This is a genomic window from Vibrio sp. V23_P3S9T160, assembly GCF_963886625.1.
Classification (GTDB): domain Bacteria; phylum Pseudomonadota; class Gammaproteobacteria; order Enterobacterales; family Vibrionaceae; genus Vibrio; species Vibrio anguillarum.
The window spans coordinates 1-21,539 of record NZ_CAWPDB010000155.1; the positions used below are offsets into that span (position 1 = coordinate 1).

Sequence of the window (21,539 nt, forward strand, 5' to 3'; positions counted from 1 at the left end):
ACATCACATTAACCTAATAAAATTAAACAAGTTCAACGAATTAAATAAATACAGATTAAAACAACACCAAGAAGAACATTATATAAACACACCAAAACAAGCACTAAACATTGCCAATATTCCCTGAATATGATGATGTTAAGGTGTTATTTTGGATACTTCATCAAATTGAGGTTGATCAACTAAACAAAGTAGTGCTATTCTCATATTCATAGAATGAAACCACAGAATAAAGGAGCAGTGTTATGATTTCTTCATCTCAAAAACAGGGACTTGTAATGATCGCGGTTATCGTAGGCCTAATGACACTGCCAATGATGTACTAAGTATCTAATTCCCAATAAAAAAAGAGGACACTTTCGTGTCCTCTTTTTTTATCTAACGATTGAGTAAAACGACCTAATACCATTTATGGAATTGTGACGTGTTTCGATAGGGCTTCCCAATGAAGATAGTAAAAAAGAAGCGCCGCTAACGTGATTAAGGTCATTAATGAAATGGCTACGCGCCAAATAAAACGACCGCTGCGCGGAGTCAGCTCCTTCTCACATTCATCACACACACGAAGAAATGCTTTGCGATCTTCTAACTGATAGTTATCTTCATGCACAACTTTGTTACGAATAGTGGCAATGAACCTCAGCTTGCCCACCACATCATGTGGTAAACGCTCTTCACAGCTAGTCACCAATTGATGTAACCCCTTCCCCTCAGCGTGATATTGCTCTCTCAACAAGCTTTCCAATCGACGCGTTCGCAAAACCACTTTCTCAATATCTGACATTATCGCCCTCCTGTGCCAACTCTGGTGGCGCTCCATCTATTTTTATCATACTTCCCCACGAGATAGTTGAGCATTTTTGCTCGCTAACCTGCCGAGGAAATGTGATATCCGCCGGAAAAAAAACCGTCAAACCAATCAAACTCACGCTTTAGTAGCAAGCAACACTCCTTTGCCATATGTTGCACGCTAAAATGTCGCCTTCATCGCTAAGGAGTTCACCATGCCGCTTTCATTACTTATCGTTGTCGCTTTGTTAGTTATCTCTGCTATTTGGGTATTTAGTTATTTCTATCGTCGCCATGTGCAAGGCGAAAACGCCCCCGAACGCACTGCTAATGTCACGATTATCGACAAGCAAGCCATCGTCATCCCTCATGCTCGCTCTGGGGAAGAAGATCAGGAGTTTTGGATTTACGTCCAAAAAGGCAAACTTGGCCCAAAGCGGGAATTTCAAGTCGGCGTGCATTATTACCATGCACTTAACCCAGGCGACCAAGGAATGCTGACTTATTGCGGACACAAGTTTCTACACTTTGCACTCAAGCGTTAAGGTAATAACCAACGTGTTTTTGTAGAGCGAGCAACCCATATACTCACCGCCAGTGATCCTGCGCCGCTTACGAGAATCCATAACGGGATCACCCATGCGGGATTCCCTTGATCCCACCCATACTCTTTTACAGGCCATAGAAAGATGGGATGTAATAAATAGATGCCTAAGCTGTGCTGGCTTATCACACTTACGACTTGCTTAGCACGAGCGGGCAATCTCTCAGCAAAATATCGACACACTATAAATATCATGCTGGCGGCTAACACAACGTTCAGTGTTTTATAAGAGAGCCAGCGACCAATCGTATACTCACCCGCTGCGACACTGTGGCTGACCACCATCCATACCGTCGTCAATAGTGCCAGACAGCCAAGCAGAATCGCCATACATAGCGTTACTCGGTTGAGTGGCACCTTCTGATAGAGCAAGTAACCCAACGGTAAATAACCAGCAAACAGCCATAGCTCATTGCTCCAAGGGCCATCAATACCGCATAAAAATAAGGTGGTCGTCAGCAGCCACACGGCAACTAATGCGTACAGCGCTTTATCATCAACTCTTCGGACTAGCAGTTGTAGAAAAGGGATCACAAAATAAAGTGGGATAAAGTAATAAAAAAAACCTAAATGGTAATACGTTGCGTGGTGCGTACTGTTACTCAGCACCGCCTTTGCAACTTGCCCATCAAATCCATTCGCACTCCAGCCGGACAAATAAGCATAGAAGAGCGACCAAACGATAAATGGCAGCAAAACTTTGCCAAGACGTCGCTGAACATAATAACGCGCATCAAAAGGGCGACGATCACTGAGCATTAAGGCTCCAGTGATCAATATAAAGACTGGCACAGCCCAACGGCCTACACTATTGATGCCAACCGCAACCACCCACTGCTCAAAAGGAATATCGCCGAGTTGCTGCCGATAGGGGGCCAACACATGAATACCGATCACCGCTACAGCCGCCAAACAGCGCAATAAATCAAAAAAAATAACTCGTTTGGTCATAGTGCCTATCCACAGTGTTTTAAGGTTTCTACTATAAAGTTGAAATAGTTGGCTATGTAATCCGCAAGTCAGTTATCGGTAAAGGATCACTAATGCCATTATAATTAATAGCTAATACCTATCGAATAAATCAATCAAAACGAATTTATTTTGTTCACTTCAAGGTGCAATCTAATGCTTAACAAGAGAAATCACTTATCCATGACAACGAGGTGAACACATGACAACAAATTTGATCGGTTTAGATACCAACCAAAGCCAACAACTTGCACAAGCGTTAAACCAATTATTGGCTAACTACCAAGTGTTTTATATGAATACTCGTGGTTACCATTGGAATATCAAAGGAAAAGAGTTCTTTGAACTGCACGCAAAATTTGAAGAGATTTACACTGACATACAGGTCAAAATTGATGAGTTAGCGGAACGAGTTTTGACTTTAGGTTATCAACCGTTGCATAGCTTCAGCGCCTATTTAGCAACAGCACAAGTGTCAGAACACACTAACGCAACTAATGGTCAAGAAACCATGCAAGGATTGGTTAAGGGATTCAGTGTATTGATCCACCAGCAACGAGAAATTCTTGAAATTGCGACGCAGGCGGGAGATGAAGGCACTTCAGCACTGATGAGTGACTACATCCGCGAACAAGAGAAACTGGTATGGATGCTGAATGCTTGGCTGCAATAAACCCTAAGTTTGGGCAAACCGCCGTCGCTCATGACGGCGGTTTTTATATTCGCACGAAATTTATTACAGCAAACGATGAATATCTTGACTCCAGCGCTGCGCCGCCGAAAGCTCATCACTGACTTGATTTAATTCAAGCCCTAGCAGATCACAATGGCTTTCCACTCCTTGCCAGTCCGCTTGCTCAAAACACTCCTCAAGTGCCAACAGCTCGCCAATGGGTCCTTCACGCTTTTGCAATGCTAGTTTGACCACGTCACACAAGGGTAACTGCGCAACCAGCTCTTCAATTGAAATATCCAGTAAGGCATCTAACACAGAAAAAAGACCAATTAAAAAAGCTTGCTCGCGATGTTGACGAAATGAAGGATGCCCAGACATTAATTGGCAAAATTGAGCACGTTGCAAAGAGAGGTTATACAACTCTTTCGGCTTTTTAGCTGAGACAAATGAAGCAACAGCTAGTGATACAAAGGTTTTGAGTTTATCTTGACCAAGATAGACCAAGGCTTGACGAAAAGAGGAAATCGGCACGGATAAGCGATCAGACATAGTGTTGACGAATCTGAGCAACTTGTATGAGAGCGCTACATCTTGCGCGACAATGTATTCAATACGTTCAAAATCAGCATTTGGCTTACAAACTTCTCGAAAAAGCTCTAAGGCGATAATCTGCTCTGGTCCAACATAACGCTGCTTGATCATTTCTGGTTTACTAAAGAAATAACCTTGGAAAAAGCTAAAACCGGCATTACGTGTCACGGTGAACTGGTGATCCGTTTCAACTCGTTCCGCTAAATAACGACGCTTACTGCCTTCCGCTAAACGCTGACGTACAAACTCGCAAGCGTGATCTAAGCCCAGCGCCATAATATCGAGCTTGACGATGTGCACATAACTCAGAAAGCGTTCCCATTCTGGCGCATACACAAAGTCATCCAGCGCCACCAGATAGCCACGCCGATACAACTCTTTAATCGCCTCAAGCAGTTCATCCGTCGGCTCACAGGTTTCGAGCACTTCCACCACAATTTGTTCTCGCGGCAACGTTAAAGGCAGACGGCGAATTAAACTCTTGTAGGGAAAATTAATAAAACAACGTGATTTGGGAATATTAGGATTGATCCCCACCGCAAGAAAGTTTTCGACGATCAAGCGATACGTGGCTCGATTCGACTCAATGTGCGCTGGAAACGCGTTTTTTTCCCCATCACGAAAGAGCAATTCATAGCCAAGCGTATGCTGCTTGGCATTTAAGATCGGTTGTCGTGCGACATAAGAATAATGCATTAGTGATTAACAACTAATAATTGAGACATAGCCATCTTAGGACTTCGCCACTGCCAGTAGCGCTCCACAACCAATAAACATCGAGCCAAATACTCGGTTAATCTTACTCATGACACTCTCTGAACGAATAAAGCGCCCCATTCGTGCGGCTAAGGAGGTGTAACCAAGCATCACAATCGAATCAATGGTTACCGTGGTCACGCCTAACACCAACAATTGAATGAACTGATCTTGGGTTGGGTCAATAAATTGTGGAAAAAGCGCCACCAGAAAGACGATGGATTTAGGATTTGTCAGGTTGATCAACACCGCTCGACGCAATAAAGACCAACTCGTTTGCATTTGAGCCGTTGCATTGGTCATCATACTTGAACGATCACGCCATTTTTGAACACCTAACCACACCAGATACGCAGCACCAACCCACTTAATCACACTAAATGCCATGGCTGATTGTGCCACTAAGGCACCAATTCCGGCTCCCACCAACATGATGTGAAAAGCCAAACCCAATTGTAAACCCACAATCGCGGCTAGTGATTTACGTGTACCGTAGCTAAGGCCATTGCTGATGGAATTGACCGTACCTGAACCCGGCGCCAAACTAAACAGTATCGCGGTCACCACATAGGCAAGCCAAACATGAGTATCCATTGCAATTCCTCTCAACTAGACTAATCTAGCCTAAAAATGAACTATTCCTCGAATCTGTCCAATAAGAATAATCTATGAATCAGACGAGTCCAAACTCCCCACCTTATACTCAAGAGTCTTTCTTTGAGCAAGTGATCAATACCACGATTGCCGATTTCTGGCACTCCAGAGAAGAAGGTTTTATCAAATCTGCTGATAAAACAAAACTTTATTGGTGCAAACTTACCTCGCCTCAACACTCAAAGGCGATCTTCGTCGTTAACGGACGAATTGAATCTTGCTGGAAATATCAGGAGCTATTTTATGATTTTTTCCAACAAGGTTATGATATTTATTCTTTTGATCACCGTGGCCAAGGGCTTTCTGATCGATTAATCGACGATCCACAAATCGGCCATATCGGTGAATTTGATGACTACATTTTAGACATGCAGCGTGTCATTGAGCACTTTGACTTAAGCCATTATGCACAACGTTTTCTCGTCGCCCACTCGATGGGCGGTGCCATTGCGACCCGGTATGTACAAACATACCCTCAACACCCATTTGCGGCTATGGTGCTCAGCGCGCCAATGTTTGGTGTCAACATGCCATGGCAATTACGTCCTATCGCCATGACACTGAGCCAAGTGCTGACGGCGATGTATAGCAAACCAACCTATGCGCCAGGCTATCAAGCCTATTCTGCAAAGCCTTTTGAGATTAACCCATTAAGTCAAAGTCAAGTGCGTTACCAATGGTTTCGAGACCTGTACCAACGCAAACCCGAATTGCAAGTCGGCGGCCCTAGCACGCGCTGGGTATGGCAAGGGCTAATGGCAGCGAAGCTGTGCCAACTGATGACTCGTCAAGTGAAGTTACCAACACTCATCTTGCAAGCAGGGCAGGATGAGATTGTCAGTAATGCGGATCAAATCCGCTTTGTCACTAAGCTGGCGAAAACCAATCCATCTAGCAAGCTGGTCATCATTGAAGGAGCAAAGCATGAGCTCTTTTTTGAAAAGGATTGCTATCGAAACCAAGCACTTGATGAGCTATTTAAGCAATTCCAATCTCTTGAGAACACGGTTTAATCACGATGTTAGAACTGAGCAAATAGAGGAAATTTCAATTGAGAGTTTTACCCTCTTTTTCCTCTTTAAGATGGCGTAAACTAAGCCACACCAAAGTTTCTCCACCATCTGCGATCTGCAAACCAAATCGACCATGATAATGAGGGTTTTATGACCACCGAATGTAAAGAGCACGCGATTCATATCGTGGCGTCCGATCTCGACGGTACACTACTTGCGCCAAACCACCAATTGAGCGAATTCACCAAGCAAACGTTACAAGCACTTCACCAAAAAGGCTTTACTTTCATCTTCGCTACCGGTCGCCATCACGTTGATGTGGCGGGTATTCGCCAGTTAGCGGGCATTCCAGCCTACATGATTACTTCCAATGGCGCGCGCGTTCACGATCAACATGACAACCTGATGTACAGTAAAAATGTACCGCAAGAATTGGTACAGCCAGTCATTGACGTGTTTAAGCAAAACCCTGATATTTTTGTTCACATCTATCAAGATGAATCGTGGTTATTGAATAAAGAAGATGAAACGCTGCGTGATTTCCACGAAGAATCCGGCTTTAGCTACCAAGTATTTGATGTCAATAACGCACCTACCGAGGGCGTCGCCAAAATATTCTTCACCCACCCAGCGCAAGATCATGAGTTATTAGCTCAGTTTGAAGAACGCTTAAACGATATTTTTGGCGACAAACTGAACGTCGCCTTCTCAACACCTTGGTGCTTGGAAGTGATGGCAGCAGAAGTGTCGAAAGGGGATGCGCTCAAAGCCGTTGCAGAATCATTAAACCTGACCCTAGATAACTGTATTGCGTTTGGCGATGGTATGAACGATGTGGAAATGCTGTCGATGGCTGGTAAAGGCTTGGTGATGGGCACATCGCATCAAAAAGTGTTCAATGCACTGCCGAATAACACAGTGATTGGTAGCAATGCAGAAGACGCCGTGGCTCACTATTTGCGTGAACATTTATTGTAACAGCAGCCTGCAGTAACGAACGGGCACAAAAAACAGCGCCATTTGAGCGCTGTTTTTTTGTTCATAACGGCTTTGCGATTTATCTCTGATACTTGTCCGCGGGTTGTTAAATTCACACCCATCAGTTCAATTTGCCAGCGCCTTTGTGCCATAATCTAGCCTCGTTGCATTGCCCAAAAAGAGTCTGTTATGAAAGTGCTTCACTGTTCCGCGCTGTTATTGACCACATTAATGCTGCAAGCCTGTACGACACACAACGCATCACTGCCACCAGCCGTACCGATGGCGAGTTTGGATAAACCCAGCTCAATCAAAGCGCAATCCTTTATTATGCGTGGAGAAGTCGTTGTAGGTCATGAGGCGCAAACCTTTACACCTTGTGGTAGCAATCAACAATATTGGCTAGCACTGACACCACAGCAGACTCAGCAAGCCTTGAGTTTGGCTCGCTCGCCCTATCAGCCTTTGTATGGTGAGCTCATCGGTACTTTATCAGCGCCAAGCCGCACAGGCTTCGATGCCGATTCCAGCGCACGTTTCAACGTGACCAGCATCAATATGCTCAGTGCTGAAAATCCTAAACGCTGCAATCAACCACTCAAATCGACACGCGCTTTTGGCAACGAACCGTCATGGTCCATTCACTTTGAAGGGAAAAACCTTAACTTTCAAACCATCAGCGGTGAAACTCAAACATTCGCTATCACAAAAAGTCAGCTATCTGAAACCAAGCGTGAGTACCAAATAAATCAAGGTTCGCTGCTCCTCACACAAAAAATGTGCAGTGACGGGATGAGTGACTCGCTGTACGGCTGGAGTTCCACCTTGAAGGTCGGTGAGAAAAGCTATCAGGGGTGTGCCACCTTAGGTAATAGTGATGCGACGCTTCCATGGGTTGGGGCTTATCATGCTACTTCGAGCCAAAATAGGGATTTCACGATTCGTTTGCAACTGAATGCGGATCATACCGCTAGCACTCATTATGACTACAACGATGGTCAGCCATCGACCGTTGAAAAGGGGTTTTGGCAACCATTAAACCTAAATCAGATCCAAGTTGTCATGACGCGCCACCAGCAACAATATCTGCTTTCTGAACGTATCTTTACTCGCACTGGTTACCAACTGAAAGCAGAAAAAGAGAAGGTGGGCGATGTTCTCTACCCTATCGCCAATGGCGGTTTAACGTTATTTTCTGAAAATATCGAGACACCATAAGTGACCAGACCGTGCCCTTGCCCAGTTTGCCATTTTAGCTATCAATGCCTCTGTTCACTGCAACCAACACTGGATAGCCAACTGCGCATTGCACTACTAATGCATGAAAATGAACCGCATCGAGCGACCAATACTGGCAAGCTGCTGCTGCGTAGCTTGCCCAATTCCTCTGTGTACATCTGGGACCGAGTCTCTACGGCGAAATCATTACAAAAGAGAATTCTGGATGAGAAGTTAAACGCTGTGGTTATTTTCCCTTCGACGCGCAGTCAATCGCTCACCGAATACCAATCTCTCTCAACGTCTGACACTCAAGAAATCGTGTTTATTATCCTGGATGGGACATGGCAAGAAGCCAAGAAGATGCTCAATAAGAGCCCTTGGTTATCCGATTTACCGCAGCTACACCTCACCCCAAATCAAATCTCTCAGTATGGATTAAGGCGAAATCAAGATGCTGGCCATTTATGCACGTTAGAAGTGGGCGTTGAGCTGCTCAACTCTCTCGGAGAACCAAATAATGCGAGAGAGTTACGCGCGTTTTTCACTTACTATCTCAAGGCTTTTCAAGCGGATAAAAGCGGTCACGCCCTAAAGCTGCAGTAATGAATCCAGTTGATGGATTTCAATATCAGGCAACACTTTGGCCTGACGACTGGCGAGCAAGGTTTGGCCTTGATCGTTATACCAACAGGCTTGGAAACCATTGCATTTTGCGCCTTGCACATCGGTTATCAGATGATCACCAACGTGTAAAATCGAGGCTGCAGGTAACTGTAATGCAGCCTGCGCTTTGTCAAAAAGATCCGGATACGGCTTAGCCAAGCCATCGGGACCCGCTTTAAAAATTTGTTGAAAATAATGCCCCAAGCCAATTTTGTGCGGGTCAACATTGCCGTTGGTAATCGCTACTAACGGCATGCGCTTTGCCAGTTCGGTCATCACGCGGTGCGTCTTCTCTGGCACCGTGATTAAGTGACGTAACCGCAACACTTCTTCAATGGCATTCTGCGCAGCCTGTAAAGCAAGTTGCGGCGAATAGCCTAATTGAATTAAGCCTTGTTCTATCTGCTTAAATCGCCACTGAGTGACATCATGACCGAGCAGTGGCTCTTGCAGCGCCAGTTGCTGTTTAAGTTGCTGCCACCAACTTATCGGACGCGTCGCGGAAAGCGGATGATGAGTATGCAGCCACACGACCATTTGCTGCTCAACATGACGGATCACTGGATGGTTGTCATACAACGTGTCGTCCAAATCAAAGCTCATCGCTTTAATGGGGCCGATATTGCGATAAAAGTGCATGCGTTACTCGCTCTGTTTCTTTTTACGTGCTCTTGGGTGCGCTTGGTCATAGGCCTGCGCAAGATGTTGAAAGTCCAAATGAGTATAAATTTGCGTCGTCGAAATATTCTCATGACCCAGCAACTCTTGCACAGCACGTAAATTATTGCTCGATTCAAGCATGTGAGTCGCAAAAGAGTGGCGCAGTTTATGTGGGCTAATATGGCTAGCCACCGCCTGCTTTTGCCCCCACTCGGCCATGCGTTTTTGTACGTTGCGATGCGAAATACGCACACCCAGCTTTGAAACAAACAAGCTTTGCTCATCAGCGTTCGCAAACTGCGTCCGTATTTTCAACCAATGCGCCACCCATTCTTTGGCTTGGCCAGCAAAAGGCACCTTACGTTCTTTATCCCCTTTACCCACCACTCGAATCTCGCCGCGGCTAAAGCTCAGGTCTTTTACGTTAATGCTGACGAGCTCAGCTAAACGCAACCCAGCACCATACATCAATTCCATCATGGCTCGATCGCGCACTGACAGCGGATCATCATCCTTGACTTCGAGTAGTTGTGCGACTTCATCCACATCTAAGTTTTTCGGTAACGGGCGTTTTTTACGCGGTGCTGCAACGCCTTTGGCCGGGTTAGCTGTCAATTCACCACGCAAGATCAAGAAATCAAAAAAACTGCGCAATGAAGAGAGACGCGTCGCTAAACTGCTGGCTTTCATCCCTTCACGCATCCCTTTGCTCGCCAGCTGTCGCACCCAAGCGGCATCGACTTGTTGCCATTGATTCAGCCCCATCTGCACCAAATGCTGCGCCATGGTTTCCAGCTGTTGTTTGTAATTGCGTTGGGTGTGCAAGCTCAACCCTTTCTCGCTCCGCAGATATTCATAGAAGCGAGTTAAGGGCTGCTGTAAGCCGTTAGGCAGAGGTGTGGCTGATTCGGTCATGCTCAATCGGTTGCCAAGGTAGAGTCTCAATTAAATGAGAGAGAACTAACGCCAAATGACGTAAAAAGAGGGTATCCATGCTCGGTTGAAAATGGCCGCCATCTTCACTTGCAAACGCTAACACGCCTTGTGATGAGCGCTTACCTAATGGTAGCACCACATACGAACCCATTTCTGGCGCAGCGGTTTGTTCACCAAATAACGCTTGGCGATCCAACTTTTTCATACGCCCTAAATAAGCATTTTTGCCATTAAAATGGTTAGTTGAAAAACGCTGCCATTGCTCTTGGGTCAATTGATAATCGGTTTCAGGCGAGGCCAGTAAACGAATATACGCTACCAAACCTAAGGTTTGCGCTTTGTTTTCTATTGCCTTGCATACTTGCGGCATTGAATGACATTTTAAGATCTGCTCTTGCAGATCCATAAATTCGTGGAAAGTGCGGTCATTATTGGCCGCTAATGACATAAAGGCTGTGATCTCTTCCTCTAACTCTTCAATTCGCTGACGCTGACGATTCAGTTGTACATGCACTAAAGAGACCGCACCTTGTTGATGGTGCGGCAAGGAGAGCCTGTCAACCAGCTCTGAACGCTGGAGGAAAAAATCTGGGTGATCTCGTAAATATTCAGCCACAACTTCGGCTGTGAGTGCATCCGCTTCAACGTGTGACAAAACGATTCCTTATCTTACTTAACCCTAACAAGAGACTTGACCATCAAACACATGAGTCGCAGGGCCTGTCATATAGAGTGGCTTACCCGGCCCTTGCCAGTGGATCTCTAACGAGCCACCAGGTAAGTGTACTGTCACCTCTTCCGCCAATAACCCTTGAAGAATACCAACGGCAACCGCGCCACACGCACCACTGCCACACGCTTGAGTTTCACCCGCGCCACGTTCATAAACACGTAGCTTCACTTCATTGCGATTCAGCACTTGCATGAAGCCTGCGTTAACACGCTCTGGAAAACGCTCATGAGATTCAAGCAGTGGACCCCAAATTTCAACCTCAGCGGTTGTCACATCCTCCACCACTGTCACCACATGCGGATTGCCCATGCTCACCGCGCCGCAGAACAAGGTTTTCTCTTCAACGCGCATGATGTAGGTTTTCTCTGCCTGTTTGGCTCGAAATGGAATCTTATTAGGCTCAAATTCTGGTATGCCCATGTTGACGGTGATTTGATCATCCTCTTCAACATTTAAAACCATTTTGCCTTTTTTAGTCGTGACTCCGATGCTGTACTTATTGGTCAGCCCTTTCATCCGCACAAAGCGAGCAAAGCAACGTGCGCCGTTGCCACACTGTTCGACTTCGCTGCCATCGGCATTAAAAATACGGTAGTGAAAATCACTTTCCGGATCATACGGCGCTTCAACCACTAATAGCTGATCAAACCCCACGCCAGTATGACGATCCGCCAAGCGGCGGATCAAATCAGGGGAGAAGAAGACGTTTTGTGTAATGCAATCAACGACCATGAAGTCATTACCCAAACCGTGCATTTTAGAAAAATGGAAATGCATAATGCTTCAATTTACTCCGGCAGAATACGCTCTAATGCCCATAGGCTCGATAGTGCTTCACGCTGACGAACAAGGTGGGTTTGTGCACCATCCACCATCACTTCCGCCACGCGAGTACGTGTATTATAGTTCGAAGACATCACAAAACCGTAAGCTCCTGCTGAGCGAACCGCCAGTAGATCTCCCTCATCCAAGACCAATGAACGATCTTTACCCAAGAAGTCACCGGTTTCACAAATAGGCCCAACCAAGTCATAGGTTAGCGCTTCACCTTGGCGCGGCACAACAGGAACAATATCTTGCCAAGCTTGATAAAGCGCTGGACGCATCAAATCGTTCATCGCCGCATCAATAATGGCAAAGTTTTTGTGTTCGGTATGTTTGAGAAACTCTACTTTCGTCAACAACACGCCCGCGTTAGCCGCAATAGCACGTCCCGGTTCAAAAATCAGTTCGAGATCTTGATGGTTACTCAAACGCGCCAACAAGGCTTTGGCATAATCGGAAGGCTGCGGGGGTAACTCATCGCGATACACCACGCCTAAACCACCACCAACATCCAAATGTTTAATGGTGATCCCTTCCTCTTTAAGCTGATCAATTAACGCAAGTAAGCGATCGGTTGCATCAATAAAAGGGGCAATAGCGGTCAGTTGAGAGCCAATGTGGCAATCAATACCGTGAATGCTGAGATTCTCTAGGCTTTGTGCCAAGCGATAAACATCCAGTGCACGGTCAAAAGCAATACCAAACTTATTGTCACGCAAACCGGTTGAAATATAAGGGTGGGTTTGTGCATCCACATCAGGGTTGATGCGCAGTGAAATCGGTGCTTTGACACCCAGCTCGCCAGCCACTTTATTTAAACGTGCTAATTCAGGCTCGGATTCAACGTTAAAGCATTTAATCTTGAGCTCCAACGCGCGTTTCATTTCAGCTTCCGTTTTACCGACGCCAGAAAATACCACTTTCGCCGGGTCACCACCCGCCACCACAACACGCTCTAGCTCTCCTGCCGAAACAATATCAAAACCTGACCCTAAACGCGCCAACGTGTTTAATACGCCTAAGTTTGAGTTAGCCTTCACCGCATAACATACCAGATGAGGGTGTTCGCCTACCGACTTATCAAAAGCATGCCAGTGACGCTCTAAAGTAGCGCGAGAATAGACATACAAAGGCGTGCCGTATTGCTCAGCCAACTCTGTTAATGCGACATTTTCAGCCCAAAGCTGACCATCGTCCTGATAATTGAAGTAATCCAAAATTAGTTTCCTTTAAGCTAAATCAATGACTATGGCTGAGGTTGTTCACTCTGCTCAGGCTCTGCTGGCATGTATAACGGCCCGGTTTGACCACACCCTGCGAGAGCAAGGAGTGACAACATAAAAAGTGCAGCGATTGATTTTTTCATTTTGCATGTCGTGATTATTGAGTCAATGCCCCCTATAATCGCACCACAATCAGGAAAAGCAATAGGATAGACAGGATGAACGATACTGAATTTCACCAACTTGTCGATGAGCAGCTAGAAATCATTGAACAAGCGATAGACGACGCAGGTGCCGACATTGATTACGAGACCTCAGGCAATGTGATGACGTTAGAATTTGATGACCGCAGCCAAATTATTATTAACCGCCAAGAGCCAATGCATGAAATTTGGCTGGCATCAAAGTCAGGCGGTTTCCATTTCAAACTGATCGACCAAAACTGGATTTGTTCAAAAACAGGGCTGGAATTGATTGCGATGGTGAAACAAGAATGTGAAAAACACGCTGGCGAAACGATCGACTGGGTGTAAAGCAACAACGCCAAGTGACAGATGTGTGACTTGGCGCTACCGAACTAAGCGTTGACCGCTTTTGAAGGACGAGAATAGAGCGCGGAATCGTTACGATAAGGGACAATATAGCTTTCCCCTTCTTCTGGGTGGACGATTTGATAATACTGCGGCAGATTGAAGTTAATAAGTTTAGCGGAGAGTGGGTTACCGTCGCGCACTGAGGTATAAAAGCTGTTGACGTTAGTGATCATCTCATCTTTTTCGCCGCTGAACTGGTGATAGACTTCAATTTGGTTCGACTCATCCAACACATAAATGTTGAAGCCTTTATCAGTATCTTCAAAGAAAAACTGCACTAAGCCTTCACTAGCAAAACCATCGACGATTTCCGGCAGTTGATAATCTTGATCGCGATCGAGCATTAACAGCGGTGAACCTTTCAATTTGTTGGTTGAAATACTGCGGTAAAAATCTACCGAATTTTCCAACTTCTGTACCGAAACCCCTCGCCGTTCAAAAAACAGACCATACATTTGATCGCCAATGCGTAACGCTTTAAAACGGCGACGTTTCTCTTGCTCTACCGGTTTCAAACGCAAATCGATACATTCCGCCAGCAACTGGTACACCATGTTGCGCATCACGCCACGCAGACTTTTGCTGTAACAAAATACATCGACAGACTCTGGCGGTAGCGCATCTTGGTGCATTTTGCCAAGCACGGTTTTCAACGCGTCGAGCATCGCCGTTTCGCCAGTAAAATGGAGAGTCCGTACTTCATGCCACGAGTTGCGATACACTAAATCGACACTACCGACTAAGCTTTTTTGCTCAGATCCGAAACTGAAAATATCTATATTTTTCAAATCAATTTTGAGCGATTTACCGCTTAATTCCGCGGTAGGATCATTTTCAAAGTTGATGAACATCGCCAGTTGGCTGATTTCACAAGGGCTCGCTAAGGCCTGCATGGTCGGCCGCCGCTTACGCAACGAGAAGGTATTACGCAAATCGCTAACCATTTGATAGAACTTATCAATATCCAACTGTGCGTCACGTACTACTGAGTGCAAATGAGTTGATTCCGTGATCAAACCATTAAAGAAGGCCCAAGAGACCAGCTTACTGAGGTATTCATTATGCTCAAGGAAAGGTTGGCCAATCATACGATGGGCAACCAGAGGCTGTTTATACAGATACCAGCCCGCTTTATTGGTTCGCCCTTCTCGAACTTGAATGAACGAGAGATCCGGCTCGTGCAGATCTGGCGAAATTTGTGGATTCAGTAGCGTGACTTTACCCGGCAACACCTCAAACACCGCATACAACTTACGCGCGAGGATTGATATATCTTGTGGGCTAATGGCCGAGGTGATGTCATTACGACGCGCAAACTGGATCAGGTTTCGATAGCTCAGCATTAACGCATCTAACAACGCATGGTGGACGACTTTAACTTGTTCGACTTTCCAATTACGGCGGTTGTCTAATTCTTGAACAACAGATTCCGACCAATTCCACTGCTGAATCATGTGGCTTAATGCTTCTCGACGCCATGCCACTGAGCCTAAGCTTGGTTCACGGGATAACTTTTCATGCGTTTTGAGATAGAAACAACGACGCACCAGATCAAGACGGGCAGAATCACCAATGCGTTCAAGGTAACGCGTCACTTTTTCAAGCATTAAATAGTAAGCATCCATACTGTACAAATCAGGTTCATGAGTAAAAAACCGTCGTTTAGTATCAATGCTTAATAATTGCGTGTGTGGGTACTCCCACGAATACGCCTCAAGCAGAATCGCTTTTAACACTGACTTGTAAGGCGAGTCGATGCTTTTATAAAGCTGCCAAAGGTTTGCGCCGAAATACTCTTCAGCAGGAATGCGGTTCAACTTACCAAAATCGATCCATTCACTGCAATTAATGTAATCATTGCTGCACAATTCGTGCACGTATTCGTCGTAGCACTCTTCCATTTCAGGAGGCACGATTTGCCACAGTAAACGCTTACCTGCCAACCGAACAGCAGAACGATAGAACTCGTCTAATAGCAGAAGATGCTGCGATGAACCGCAGTTTTCGCCTGTCATCTGCTCAGAATGATTACTGCGAAAACGTAGCTCATCCATCAAGAAAAAGTTGGCTTCCACCCCTTGGCTCTTTGCCCAATCAGTGATCAACAAACATTTGTTGCTTAAGCTTTCCCGCTCATCACAGCTCATACTCGATGCTACACATACCCAAATATCTAAGTCACTCGAGGTGCTTTGACCAATCGACGAGGTGCTGCCCATGGTATACAGAGCAAGAATAGCGGGGGTGTCTGCAGTCGGTAAGGGTTGACCTAAGGTGAGTTCTGTATCTTCAACCAGCTGACGTTGGATGTCGTTAGGCTCAAAACCATAGACACCATAAGGGACTTTTGCATCGTAGTAGCCGGGAATAATCGGGTGATTGAAGTGCAGTAATGCAGGAATGAAATGAAATACACGTTGACTTTGCAAATCCATAAGCGCCAGCGCACGCTCGGTACGTTGCTGGTTGAGATTGTCTAATCGTTGAATTAACGTCTTGGTGTAAGCCTGCAAGGTTGATTCCTTGGTTGAAACATTAACACGCGCTTTGATTATATTTTATTCTAAAGCACCAAAAAAACGTGATCAATCTAACATTTTCTTTCCATTTGGTAAAGCCCTCTCGATGCATATCACACTCAGGCAGAGCATGCCTACAATGCACTCCAATGACCTTGGCTATAGTGTCGTAGCTATTTACACTTTGTCGTAATAGCTCATTATATAAACGAGATATAAATCACACAATTTTGACCAATTTATGCTATCTCTTCATCAATCCTTCACAGCTACGATCTAGTAGTAAACCTTTCATAGCGGGAATGATAGGATTAAACCATCCATTACCTACACTCGGGATTATCATGACTCACGCAACACCCATTCGAATCGCCACACGTAAAAGCCCGCTCGCCCTTTGGCAAGCTTATTATGTTAAAGATGCGCTGCAAGCGGCTCATCCTGGCCTAGAAGTGGAATTAGTGACCATGGTAACCAAAGGCGACGTCATTTTAGATACGCCTTTAGCTAAAGTGGGTGGTAAGGGGCTTTTTGTCAAAGAGTTGGAAGTCGCTATGCTTGAAGGCCGTGCCGATTTGGCAGTGCATTCAATGAAAGATGTTCCCGTCGATTTCCCTCAAGGGCTTGGACTAGTGACGATTTGTGAACGCGAAGATCCACGTGATGCTTTCGTTTCAAACACCTATCAAAGCATTGAACAACTGCCTCAAGGTGCCATCGTCGGCACCTGCAGCCTACGTCGCCAATGCCAACTCAAAGCATATCGACCAGACCTTGTGATTAAAGAATTGCGTGGCAATGTCGGTACTCGTCTTGGAAAACTCGATGCAGGTGAATACGATGCGATTATTCTCGCCGCAGCAGGTTTAAAACGTTTGAAGCTTGAAGATCGCATTCGCAGCATTATTGAACCAGAACAATCGCTTCCTGCAGTAGGGCAAGGTGCAGTCGGGATTGAATGCCGTTTAGATGACGAACGTTTAAGAGCATTGCTTGCGCCACTCAACCATTCTGACACGGCCGATCGCGTGAAATGTGAACGAGCCATGAACCTAACATTAGAAGGCGGTTGCCAAGTACCTATCGGTAGCTACGCATTGCTCGATGGTGATCATATTTGGTTAAGAGCATTAGTCGGTGAGCCTGATGGTTCTAAGATTGTGCAAGGTGAGATTCGCGGCCACCGCTCCGATGCCGAGCAACTAGGAATCACGCTTGCCCATCAATTGCTCAATGATGGAGCGCGAGATATTCTGTCCAAACTCTACTGCGAGCACGAATAACGCATGACGGTGTTGGTCACTCGCCCCGAAAATCAAGGGATTGAACTTTGCCAACAATTAGCGGATCTCGGTATCCGCTCCGTTCACCATCCGTTGATTCAGATTAATGCGGGAGTCGATCTCCCGTATTTACTCCCAGAACTTCAGCAATGCGACATTATTATTGCGGTTAGCCAAAACGCGGTGACGTTCAGTCATCAATTTTTGCAAGATCACCGATATTTTTGGCCAAATGACGCCAGATACCTTGCCGTTGGTCAAAAAACCGCACATGTTTTCAGCAAATTAAGCCAACAAAAAGTACACTATCCGCAGATAAGTGACAGTGAACACCTGCTTGCCCTACCGCAGTTGCAATCAATATCGGGCCTTAAGGTGATGATTTTACGTGGTAATGGCGGACGTGAGCTCATCCACGACAGCTTAATCGAGCGTGGTGCTGATGTGGTGTATAAGGAAGTGTATCGACGCGATACGATCACCTTCTGTGCCGCTGAATCGATATCTCTGTGGCAGCAACAGCAAGTCACTCAGTTAGTTGTCACCAGCTCAGGTCAACTCAATTTTATGATGGATCAATTCTCTGATTCACAACGACTCTGGCTGCTAAATTTAGCTCTTTTTGTCCCAAGCGAGCGAATTCGACAAGAGGCGCTGCACATGGGATTTGGGTGCGTCACGAACGTGGGAAGCGCCTCCAATACAGAACTCGCGGCTAGTATTAGCCAATCTAGACAGGACTCTAAGCATGACAAGCAAAAATAATAACCCGCATATTGAACCTGAAAAAGCAGCCACACCTCCTCTGGTTACAGAAAAAGACGCAACGGATAACCTTGATTCACCAAAAAGTTACGTGCAGGATCCCACGCCTCAGCCTGAAGAAAAGAGTGATAAACGAGCAAAGCGCAGCATCAAACTTTCTGTTATTGCAATTAGCCTATCCATCATTTTCAGTGGTGGTATAGCCTATCAAATGCAGCAAAAAGACGCTGTTTACCAAGCCAAAATCAACGCATTGCAGACTCAATTAACACAAACCCAAAGTCAGCTCGCGGCTGAAATCAATCAAATAAAGCAGGAAACACAAACCAAAGCGGACCAACTCACTCACAAAACTGACGTAGCCTTGAATCAACAGCAAAAAAGTATCGACAGCTTGCAACTGGCGATAGCTGATATCAAAGGCCGCCGTCCCAACGACTGGCTACTAGCAGAAGCTGACTACTTAGTGAAACTAGCAGGCCGTAAACTTTTTCTAGAACATGACATCGTCAGCGCGACCAAGCTAATGGAAAGCGCTGATCAGCGTATTGCTGAATTGAATGACCCAAGCTTAGTGCCGCTACGCAAAGCCATGGCGCGTGACATTACTCAGCTCAAAATCATCCCATTGATTGATCGTGAAGGGCTAGTGTTACGCTTAACAACCTTACAACAACAAGTTGACACTCTACCGCTGGCCAATGCCATGTTGCCTGAAACTCAGCAGCAATCAGCGCCCCAAGTTTCCGAAAATATTAACGACTGGCAAAATAATCTCGTTAACTCATTGAAAGACTTCTCGGAGAACTTCATTACCTTCCGCACTCGAGACAGTAATGCCATTCCGCTACTGTCACCCGAACAGCACTTCTATCTAAAAGAAAATCTCAAAGCAAAATTAGAAACCGCTATTAAAGCCGTATACGCAGAACAGCAAGAAATTTATACAACGGCACTGAGCACAGCAGATAAATGGTCAGCCAGCTTCTTTAATTCCGATGATCAGAGTGTGCAGCAGTTTAATCACGCGCTATTGCAGCTCAGTAAACAAAATATACAAGTGCAATATCCAGTTAAACTTGAAACTCAGCACGAACTCGCTGATGTCATCACTGAACGCCTACGCCGTGAAGTCTCTCCAATGAGCGTTACGGAGGATAAGTAATGTTTAGAGTCATCTTTCTTTTTGTAGTATTAGGGGCCGGTTTATTTGTCGGAACCCAATATGCTGGCCAGCAAGGTTATGTTCTTATCTCTATAGCTAATAGAACAATAGAGATGAGCGTAACCACCTTAGTGATCTTTGTGATTGCACTCCTCTCTGGATTATTTAGCTTAGAATATCTCCTCAAAAAAGCATTCTACGCCAGTTCAAACACATTAAACTGGTTCAGCGTACGTAAGTTAAAGCGCTCTCGCCGTTATACCAATGAAGGTATCATTAAACTTCTAGAGGGAGACTGGAAGCAGGCAGAAAAGAAAGTCACTCGCTGGGCGAACCACCATGATATGCCGCTGCTCTGCTATCTTGTTGCATCGGAAGCCGCGCAGGGAATGGGTAACAGAGCAAAACGAGATTATTATTTAGATCTCGCTAGTCAACAAAGTAATGCAGGCCTAGCCGTTGAATTAACTCGTGCCAAGCAGCAAGTACGAGAAGAAGAGTTTGAGCTGGCGCTAAGCACTCTATCAGCATTACAAGCCACTCATCCGAATAACACCATCGTGCTCAACTTACTCAAGACAACATACGTGCACCTAGAACAGTGGCAACCGCTGCTTGAGCTTTTACCTAAGCTCCAAAAAGCAAAACAGATCAATGCGGACGAGAGCCAACAACTGAACCAAAAAGCACAATACGGTTTACTAAAAAACGTGGTCCAGCAACAAGGTAGCGAAGGCTTAATCAATCATTGGGACAAGCTCCCAAGGAAAACTAAAAACGACGTCATTTTAACTCAATGCTTCATCGAACAGTTGATTCAACGAAAAGCAGACTCGCAAGCATTTACCGTCATTAAAGAAACATTGAAAAAACACCCAATGCCAGCACTGTATTCATTATTGGCAGAGCTCAATTTACCAGATAGATACCCAGCAATTTTATTGTTACAAGAAGCCATTAGTAAGGATAGTGGTAACGCCGAAGCACACAGCGCACTGGCTCAATTGTATATGAAAGAGCAAAAATGGGCAGAGGCGCAAAGCCATTTGGAAAAAGCGTTATCGCTCCGTGCCAATGTATCTGATTACGCTTATCTTGCCGATAGCCTTGAAAAACAAAACTACCCTAAAGCCGCCGCAGAAGTCTCACGTAAGGCACTGACCATGATAGAGCATGTTTAAATGGTAACCTAAGCACCTAAAAATAACCTTATACCAATTAAAGAAAAGTACGATCTCATTAAGGCTATCTAGCTATTGTTAAATATCACGATGGATAGCCTTAATAGCACCGATTTTAAAACGCTGGCGAGCCAACAAAAACCATCCTAATTCTACTATTACCCGCTTGAATACCTGGGATTTCTTGGATAATTTCTTGATCAAAATGCCATTTGACTTAAGGTCGAGCACGGCACAAAACCTCGAACTGTGAAGCCACAGCTATTTGAATATGCGTATTTATTTGGGTCGGCTTGGGTCAGCATGCCCCTAAAAATGAATAGGTGAGGCCGTCGTTATAATGAATGGTGCTGGTAGGTATATAAGTGCAGTTTAGTCATATTACTGTCATCACGTTTCCTCCTACTCACCGTGCTAAATCCAATAGAGCAAGTGTGCAGTTGGCTCACGCTAACCAACAAAGTTTTGCGGATCACGGCGACATTATGTCCGAGGTGTTCAATGTGTAAAATCGATTTTTGGAAAGTACAGATAGGGTGATCAAGATATGTTCGAGAGATTGAATTAAGCTATTAATTTTCCAGATTGGCATGTTGATATAAAACGAAAAAAACCGCTGTAAAAACAGCGGTTTTTTCTTTAAAAGTGGCGGAGAGATAGGGATTTGAACCCTAGGATAGCTATTAACCATCGCCGGTTTTCAAGACCGGTGCTTTAAACCACTCAGCCATCTCTCCACAAA

Annotated in this window: 23 protein-coding genes and 1 tRNA gene; 12 read left to right on the plus strand and 12 right to left on the minus strand. The window is 45.3% G+C overall.

Features of this window, described 5'->3' with window-relative positions:
* Window positions 1-409: 409 nt before the first annotated feature.
* Complete coding sequence (locus AACU59_RS14295; protein WP_094144659.1) at window positions 410-784, minus strand: DUF4145 domain-containing protein; 375 nt, start codon at window positions 782-784, stop codon at window positions 410-412.
* A 220-nt stretch (window positions 785-1,004) separates the two neighbouring features.
* Here AACU59_RS14295 and AACU59_RS14300 point away from each other — a divergent pair, with 220 nt between their 5' ends.
* Window positions 1,005-1,334 carry a DUF2500 domain-containing protein gene (locus AACU59_RS14300; RefSeq protein WP_094144660.1) on the plus strand — a complete coding sequence of 110 codons (330 nt, stop codon included), beginning with the start codon at window positions 1,005-1,007 and terminating at the stop codon, window positions 1,332-1,334.
* Here AACU59_RS14300 and AACU59_RS14305 read toward each other — a convergent pair.
* Window positions 1,331-2,344: an acyltransferase gene (locus AACU59_RS14305; RefSeq protein ID WP_094144661.1), complete on the minus strand. Its 1,014-nt coding sequence runs from the start codon at window positions 2,342-2,344 to the stop codon at window positions 1,331-1,333. The genes AACU59_RS14300 and AACU59_RS14305 overlap by 4 nt on opposite strands.
* 220 nt (window positions 2,345-2,564) lie before the next feature.
* On the opposite strand from AACU59_RS14305, the gene AACU59_RS14310 reads away from it, so the two are divergent.
* Complete coding sequence (locus AACU59_RS14310; protein ID WP_013855507.1) at window positions 2,565-3,035, plus strand: Dps family protein; 471 nt, start codon at window positions 2,565-2,567, stop codon at window positions 3,033-3,035.
* Between the two features lie 63 nt (window positions 3,036-3,098).
* On the opposite strand, the gene AACU59_RS14315 is transcribed toward AACU59_RS14310, so the two are convergent.
* Together AACU59_RS14315 and rhtB are read right to left on the minus strand one after the other, a co-directional pair.
* Window positions 3,099-4,325, minus strand: a complete 1,227-nt coding sequence (locus AACU59_RS14315; protein ID WP_013855508.1) for an EAL and HDOD domain-containing protein — start codon at window positions 4,323-4,325, stop codon at window positions 3,099-3,101.
* A 36-nt stretch (window positions 4,326-4,361) separates the two neighbouring features.
* Window positions 4,362-4,979: a homoserine/homoserine lactone efflux protein gene (gene rhtB, locus AACU59_RS14320; RefSeq protein WP_026028289.1), complete on the minus strand. Its 618-nt coding sequence runs from the start codon at window positions 4,977-4,979 to the stop codon at window positions 4,362-4,364.
* A gap of 74 nt (window positions 4,980-5,053) precedes the next feature.
* Here rhtB and AACU59_RS14325 point away from each other — a divergent pair, with 74 nt between their 5' ends.
* The 4 genes from AACU59_RS14325 (at window position 5,054) to AACU59_RS14340 (ending at window position 8,854) form a co-directional block, all read left to right on the plus strand.
* The gene (locus AACU59_RS14325; RefSeq protein WP_094144662.1) at window positions 5,054-6,052 is read left to right on the plus strand and encodes an alpha/beta fold hydrolase; all 999 of its coding nucleotides are present in this window, start codon (window positions 5,054-5,056) and stop codon (window positions 6,050-6,052) included.
* Between the two features lie 150 nt (window positions 6,053-6,202).
* Window positions 6,203-7,030: a Cof-type HAD-IIB family hydrolase gene (locus tag AACU59_RS14330; protein WP_013855511.1), complete on the plus strand. Its 828-nt coding sequence runs from the start codon at window positions 6,203-6,205 to the stop codon at window positions 7,028-7,030.
* Window positions 7,031-7,219: 189 nt separating this feature from the next.
* Window positions 7,220-8,248: a COG3650 family protein gene (locus tag AACU59_RS14335; protein WP_094144663.1), complete on the plus strand. Its 1,029-nt coding sequence runs from the start codon at window positions 7,220-7,222 to the stop codon at window positions 8,246-8,248.
* Entirely contained in the window at window positions 8,249-8,854 is a 606-nt protein-coding gene (locus tag AACU59_RS14340; protein WP_017042049.1) for a tRNA-uridine aminocarboxypropyltransferase, read from the plus strand.
* Here the strand turns inward: AACU59_RS14340 and yigB are convergent.
* From yigB to lptM, 6 genes are read right to left on the minus strand one after another with little or no spacing between them, the layout of a single operon-like run.
* Window positions 8,840-9,553, minus strand: a complete 714-nt coding sequence (gene yigB / locus AACU59_RS14345; protein WP_094144664.1) for a 5-amino-6-(5-phospho-D-ribitylamino)uracil phosphatase YigB — start codon at window positions 9,551-9,553, stop codon at window positions 8,840-8,842. The two genes, AACU59_RS14340 and yigB, sit on opposite strands and share 15 nt — an antisense overlap.
* 3 nt (window positions 9,554-9,556) lie before the next feature.
* The gene (gene xerC / locus AACU59_RS14350; RefSeq protein ID WP_010319873.1) at window positions 9,557-10,489 is read right to left on the minus strand and encodes a tyrosine recombinase XerC; all 933 of its coding nucleotides are present in this window, start codon (window positions 10,487-10,489) and stop codon (window positions 9,557-9,559) included.
* Window positions 10,461-11,165 (minus strand): DUF484 family protein, encoded by a 705-nt coding sequence (locus AACU59_RS14355; protein ID WP_017044536.1) that lies wholly within the window; start codon window positions 11,163-11,165, stop codon window positions 10,461-10,463. Before AACU59_RS14355 ends, xerC begins: the two co-directional genes overlap by 29 nt.
* 24 nt (window positions 11,166-11,189) lie before the next feature.
* Window positions 11,190-12,020: a diaminopimelate epimerase gene (dapF, locus tag AACU59_RS14360; RefSeq protein ID WP_094144665.1), complete on the minus strand. Its 831-nt coding sequence runs from the start codon at window positions 12,018-12,020 to the stop codon at window positions 11,190-11,192.
* Window positions 12,021-12,031: 11 nt separating this feature from the next.
* Window positions 12,032-13,285 carry a diaminopimelate decarboxylase gene (gene lysA / locus AACU59_RS14365; RefSeq protein WP_013855516.1) on the minus strand — a complete coding sequence of 418 codons (1,254 nt, stop codon included), beginning with the start codon at window positions 13,283-13,285 and terminating at the stop codon, window positions 12,032-12,034.
* Window positions 13,286-13,314: 29 nt separating this feature from the next.
* Window positions 13,315-13,434, minus strand: coding sequence for an LPS translocon maturation chaperone LptM (lptM, locus tag AACU59_RS18195; protein ID WP_033197445.1), 120 nt, complete (start codon window positions 13,432-13,434; stop codon window positions 13,315-13,317).
* A 75-nt stretch (window positions 13,435-13,509) separates the two neighbouring features.
* Between lptM and cyaY the strand changes: the two genes are divergently transcribed.
* Window positions 13,510-13,824, plus strand: a complete 315-nt coding sequence (cyaY, locus tag AACU59_RS14375; protein WP_010319878.1) for an iron donor protein CyaY — start codon at window positions 13,510-13,512, stop codon at window positions 13,822-13,824.
* Window positions 13,825-13,868: 44 nt separating this feature from the next.
* On the opposite strand, the gene AACU59_RS14380 is transcribed toward cyaY, so the two are convergent.
* A complete protein-coding gene (locus AACU59_RS14380) occupies window positions 13,869-16,397 on the minus strand; it encodes a class I adenylate cyclase (protein WP_088728525.1) in 2,529 nt (842 codons plus the stop codon).
* A 350-nt stretch (window positions 16,398-16,747) separates the two neighbouring features.
* Here AACU59_RS14380 and hemC point away from each other — a divergent pair, with 350 nt between their 5' ends.
* From hemC to AACU59_RS14405, 5 genes are all read left to right on the plus strand, one after another.
* Window positions 16,748-17,686 (plus strand): hydroxymethylbilane synthase, encoded by a 939-nt coding sequence (gene hemC / locus AACU59_RS14385; protein WP_026028808.1) that lies wholly within the window; start codon window positions 16,748-16,750, stop codon window positions 17,684-17,686.
* A 3-nt stretch (window positions 17,687-17,689) separates the two neighbouring features.
* Complete coding sequence (locus tag AACU59_RS14390; protein ID WP_094145552.1) at window positions 17,690-18,451, plus strand: uroporphyrinogen-III synthase; 762 nt, start codon at window positions 17,690-17,692, stop codon at window positions 18,449-18,451.
* The gene (locus AACU59_RS14395) at window positions 18,435-19,616 is read left to right on the plus strand and encodes a uroporphyrinogen-III C-methyltransferase (protein WP_094145553.1); all 1,182 of its coding nucleotides are present in this window, start codon (window positions 18,435-18,437) and stop codon (window positions 19,614-19,616) included. The genes AACU59_RS14390 and AACU59_RS14395 overlap by 17 nt, the downstream gene beginning before the upstream one ends.
* Entirely contained in the window at window positions 19,616-20,797 is a 1,182-nt protein-coding gene (locus AACU59_RS14400) for a heme biosynthesis protein HemY (RefSeq protein ID WP_094145554.1), read from the plus strand. The genes AACU59_RS14395 and AACU59_RS14400 overlap by 1 nt, the downstream gene beginning before the upstream one ends.
* 365 nt (window positions 20,798-21,162) lie before the next feature.
* The gene (locus AACU59_RS14405; RefSeq protein ID WP_161437630.1) at window positions 21,163-21,306 is read left to right on the plus strand and encodes a hypothetical protein; all 144 of its coding nucleotides are present in this window, start codon (window positions 21,163-21,165) and stop codon (window positions 21,304-21,306) included.
* Window positions 21,307-21,443: 137 nt separating this feature from the next.
* Here AACU59_RS14405 and AACU59_RS14410 read toward each other — a convergent pair.
* Window positions 21,444-21,534: transfer RNA gene (locus tag AACU59_RS14410), tRNA-Ser, on the minus strand.
* Window positions 21,535-21,539 lie beyond the last annotated feature (5 nt).

What these genes read in the sequence shown, in the direction of transcription:
- AACU59_RS14295 (WP_094144659.1), bottom strand. Translation starts at nt 784, where the DNA reads ATGTCAGATATTGAGAAAGTGGTTTTGCGAACGCGTCGATTGGAAAGC.
- AACU59_RS14300 (WP_094144660.1), top strand. Translation starts at nt 1,005, where the DNA reads ATGCCGCTTTCATTACTTATCGTTGTCGCTTTGTTAGTTATCTCTGCT.
- AACU59_RS14305 (WP_094144661.1), bottom strand. Translation starts at nt 2,344, where the DNA reads ATGACCAAACGAGTTATTTTTTTTGATTTATTGCGCTGTTTGGCGGCT.
- AACU59_RS14310 (WP_013855507.1), top strand. Translation starts at nt 2,565, where the DNA reads ATGACAACAAATTTGATCGGTTTAGATACCAACCAAAGCCAACAACTT.
- AACU59_RS14315 (WP_013855508.1), bottom strand. Translation starts at nt 4,325, where the DNA reads ATGCATTATTCTTATGTCGCACGACAACCGATCTTAAATGCCAAGCAG.
- rhtB (WP_026028289.1), bottom strand. Translation starts at nt 4,979, where the DNA reads ATGGATACTCATGTTTGGCTTGCCTATGTGGTGACCGCGATACTGTTT.
- AACU59_RS14325 (WP_094144662.1), top strand. Translation starts at nt 5,054, where the DNA reads ATGAATCAGACGAGTCCAAACTCCCCACCTTATACTCAAGAGTCTTTC.
- AACU59_RS14330 (WP_013855511.1), top strand. Translation starts at nt 6,203, where the DNA reads ATGACCACCGAATGTAAAGAGCACGCGATTCATATCGTGGCGTCCGAT.
- AACU59_RS14335 (WP_094144663.1), top strand. Translation starts at nt 7,220, where the DNA reads ATGAAAGTGCTTCACTGTTCCGCGCTGTTATTGACCACATTAATGCTG.
- yigB (WP_094144664.1), bottom strand. Translation starts at nt 9,553, where the DNA reads ATGCACTTTTATCGCAATATCGGCCCCATTAAAGCGATGAGCTTTGAT.
- xerC (WP_010319873.1), bottom strand. Translation starts at nt 10,489, where the DNA reads ATGACCGAATCAGCCACACCTCTGCCTAACGGCTTACAGCAGCCCTTA.
- dapF (WP_094144665.1), bottom strand. Translation starts at nt 12,020, where the DNA reads ATGCATTTCCATTTTTCTAAAATGCACGGTTTGGGTAATGACTTCATG.
- lptM (WP_033197445.1), bottom strand. Translation starts at nt 13,434, where the DNA reads ATGAAAAAATCAATCGCTGCACTTTTTATGTTGTCACTCCTTGCTCTC.
- cyaY (WP_010319878.1), top strand. Translation starts at nt 13,510, where the DNA reads ATGAACGATACTGAATTTCACCAACTTGTCGATGAGCAGCTAGAAATC.
- hemC (WP_026028808.1), top strand. Translation starts at nt 16,748, where the DNA reads ATGACTCACGCAACACCCATTCGAATCGCCACACGTAAAAGCCCGCTC.
- AACU59_RS14390 (WP_094145552.1), top strand. Translation starts at nt 17,690, where the DNA reads ATGACGGTGTTGGTCACTCGCCCCGAAAATCAAGGGATTGAACTTTGC.
- AACU59_RS14395 (WP_094145553.1), top strand. Translation starts at nt 18,435, where the DNA reads ATGACAAGCAAAAATAATAACCCGCATATTGAACCTGAAAAAGCAGCC.
- AACU59_RS14400 (WP_094145554.1), top strand. Translation starts at nt 19,616, where the DNA reads ATGTTTAGAGTCATCTTTCTTTTTGTAGTATTAGGGGCCGGTTTATTT.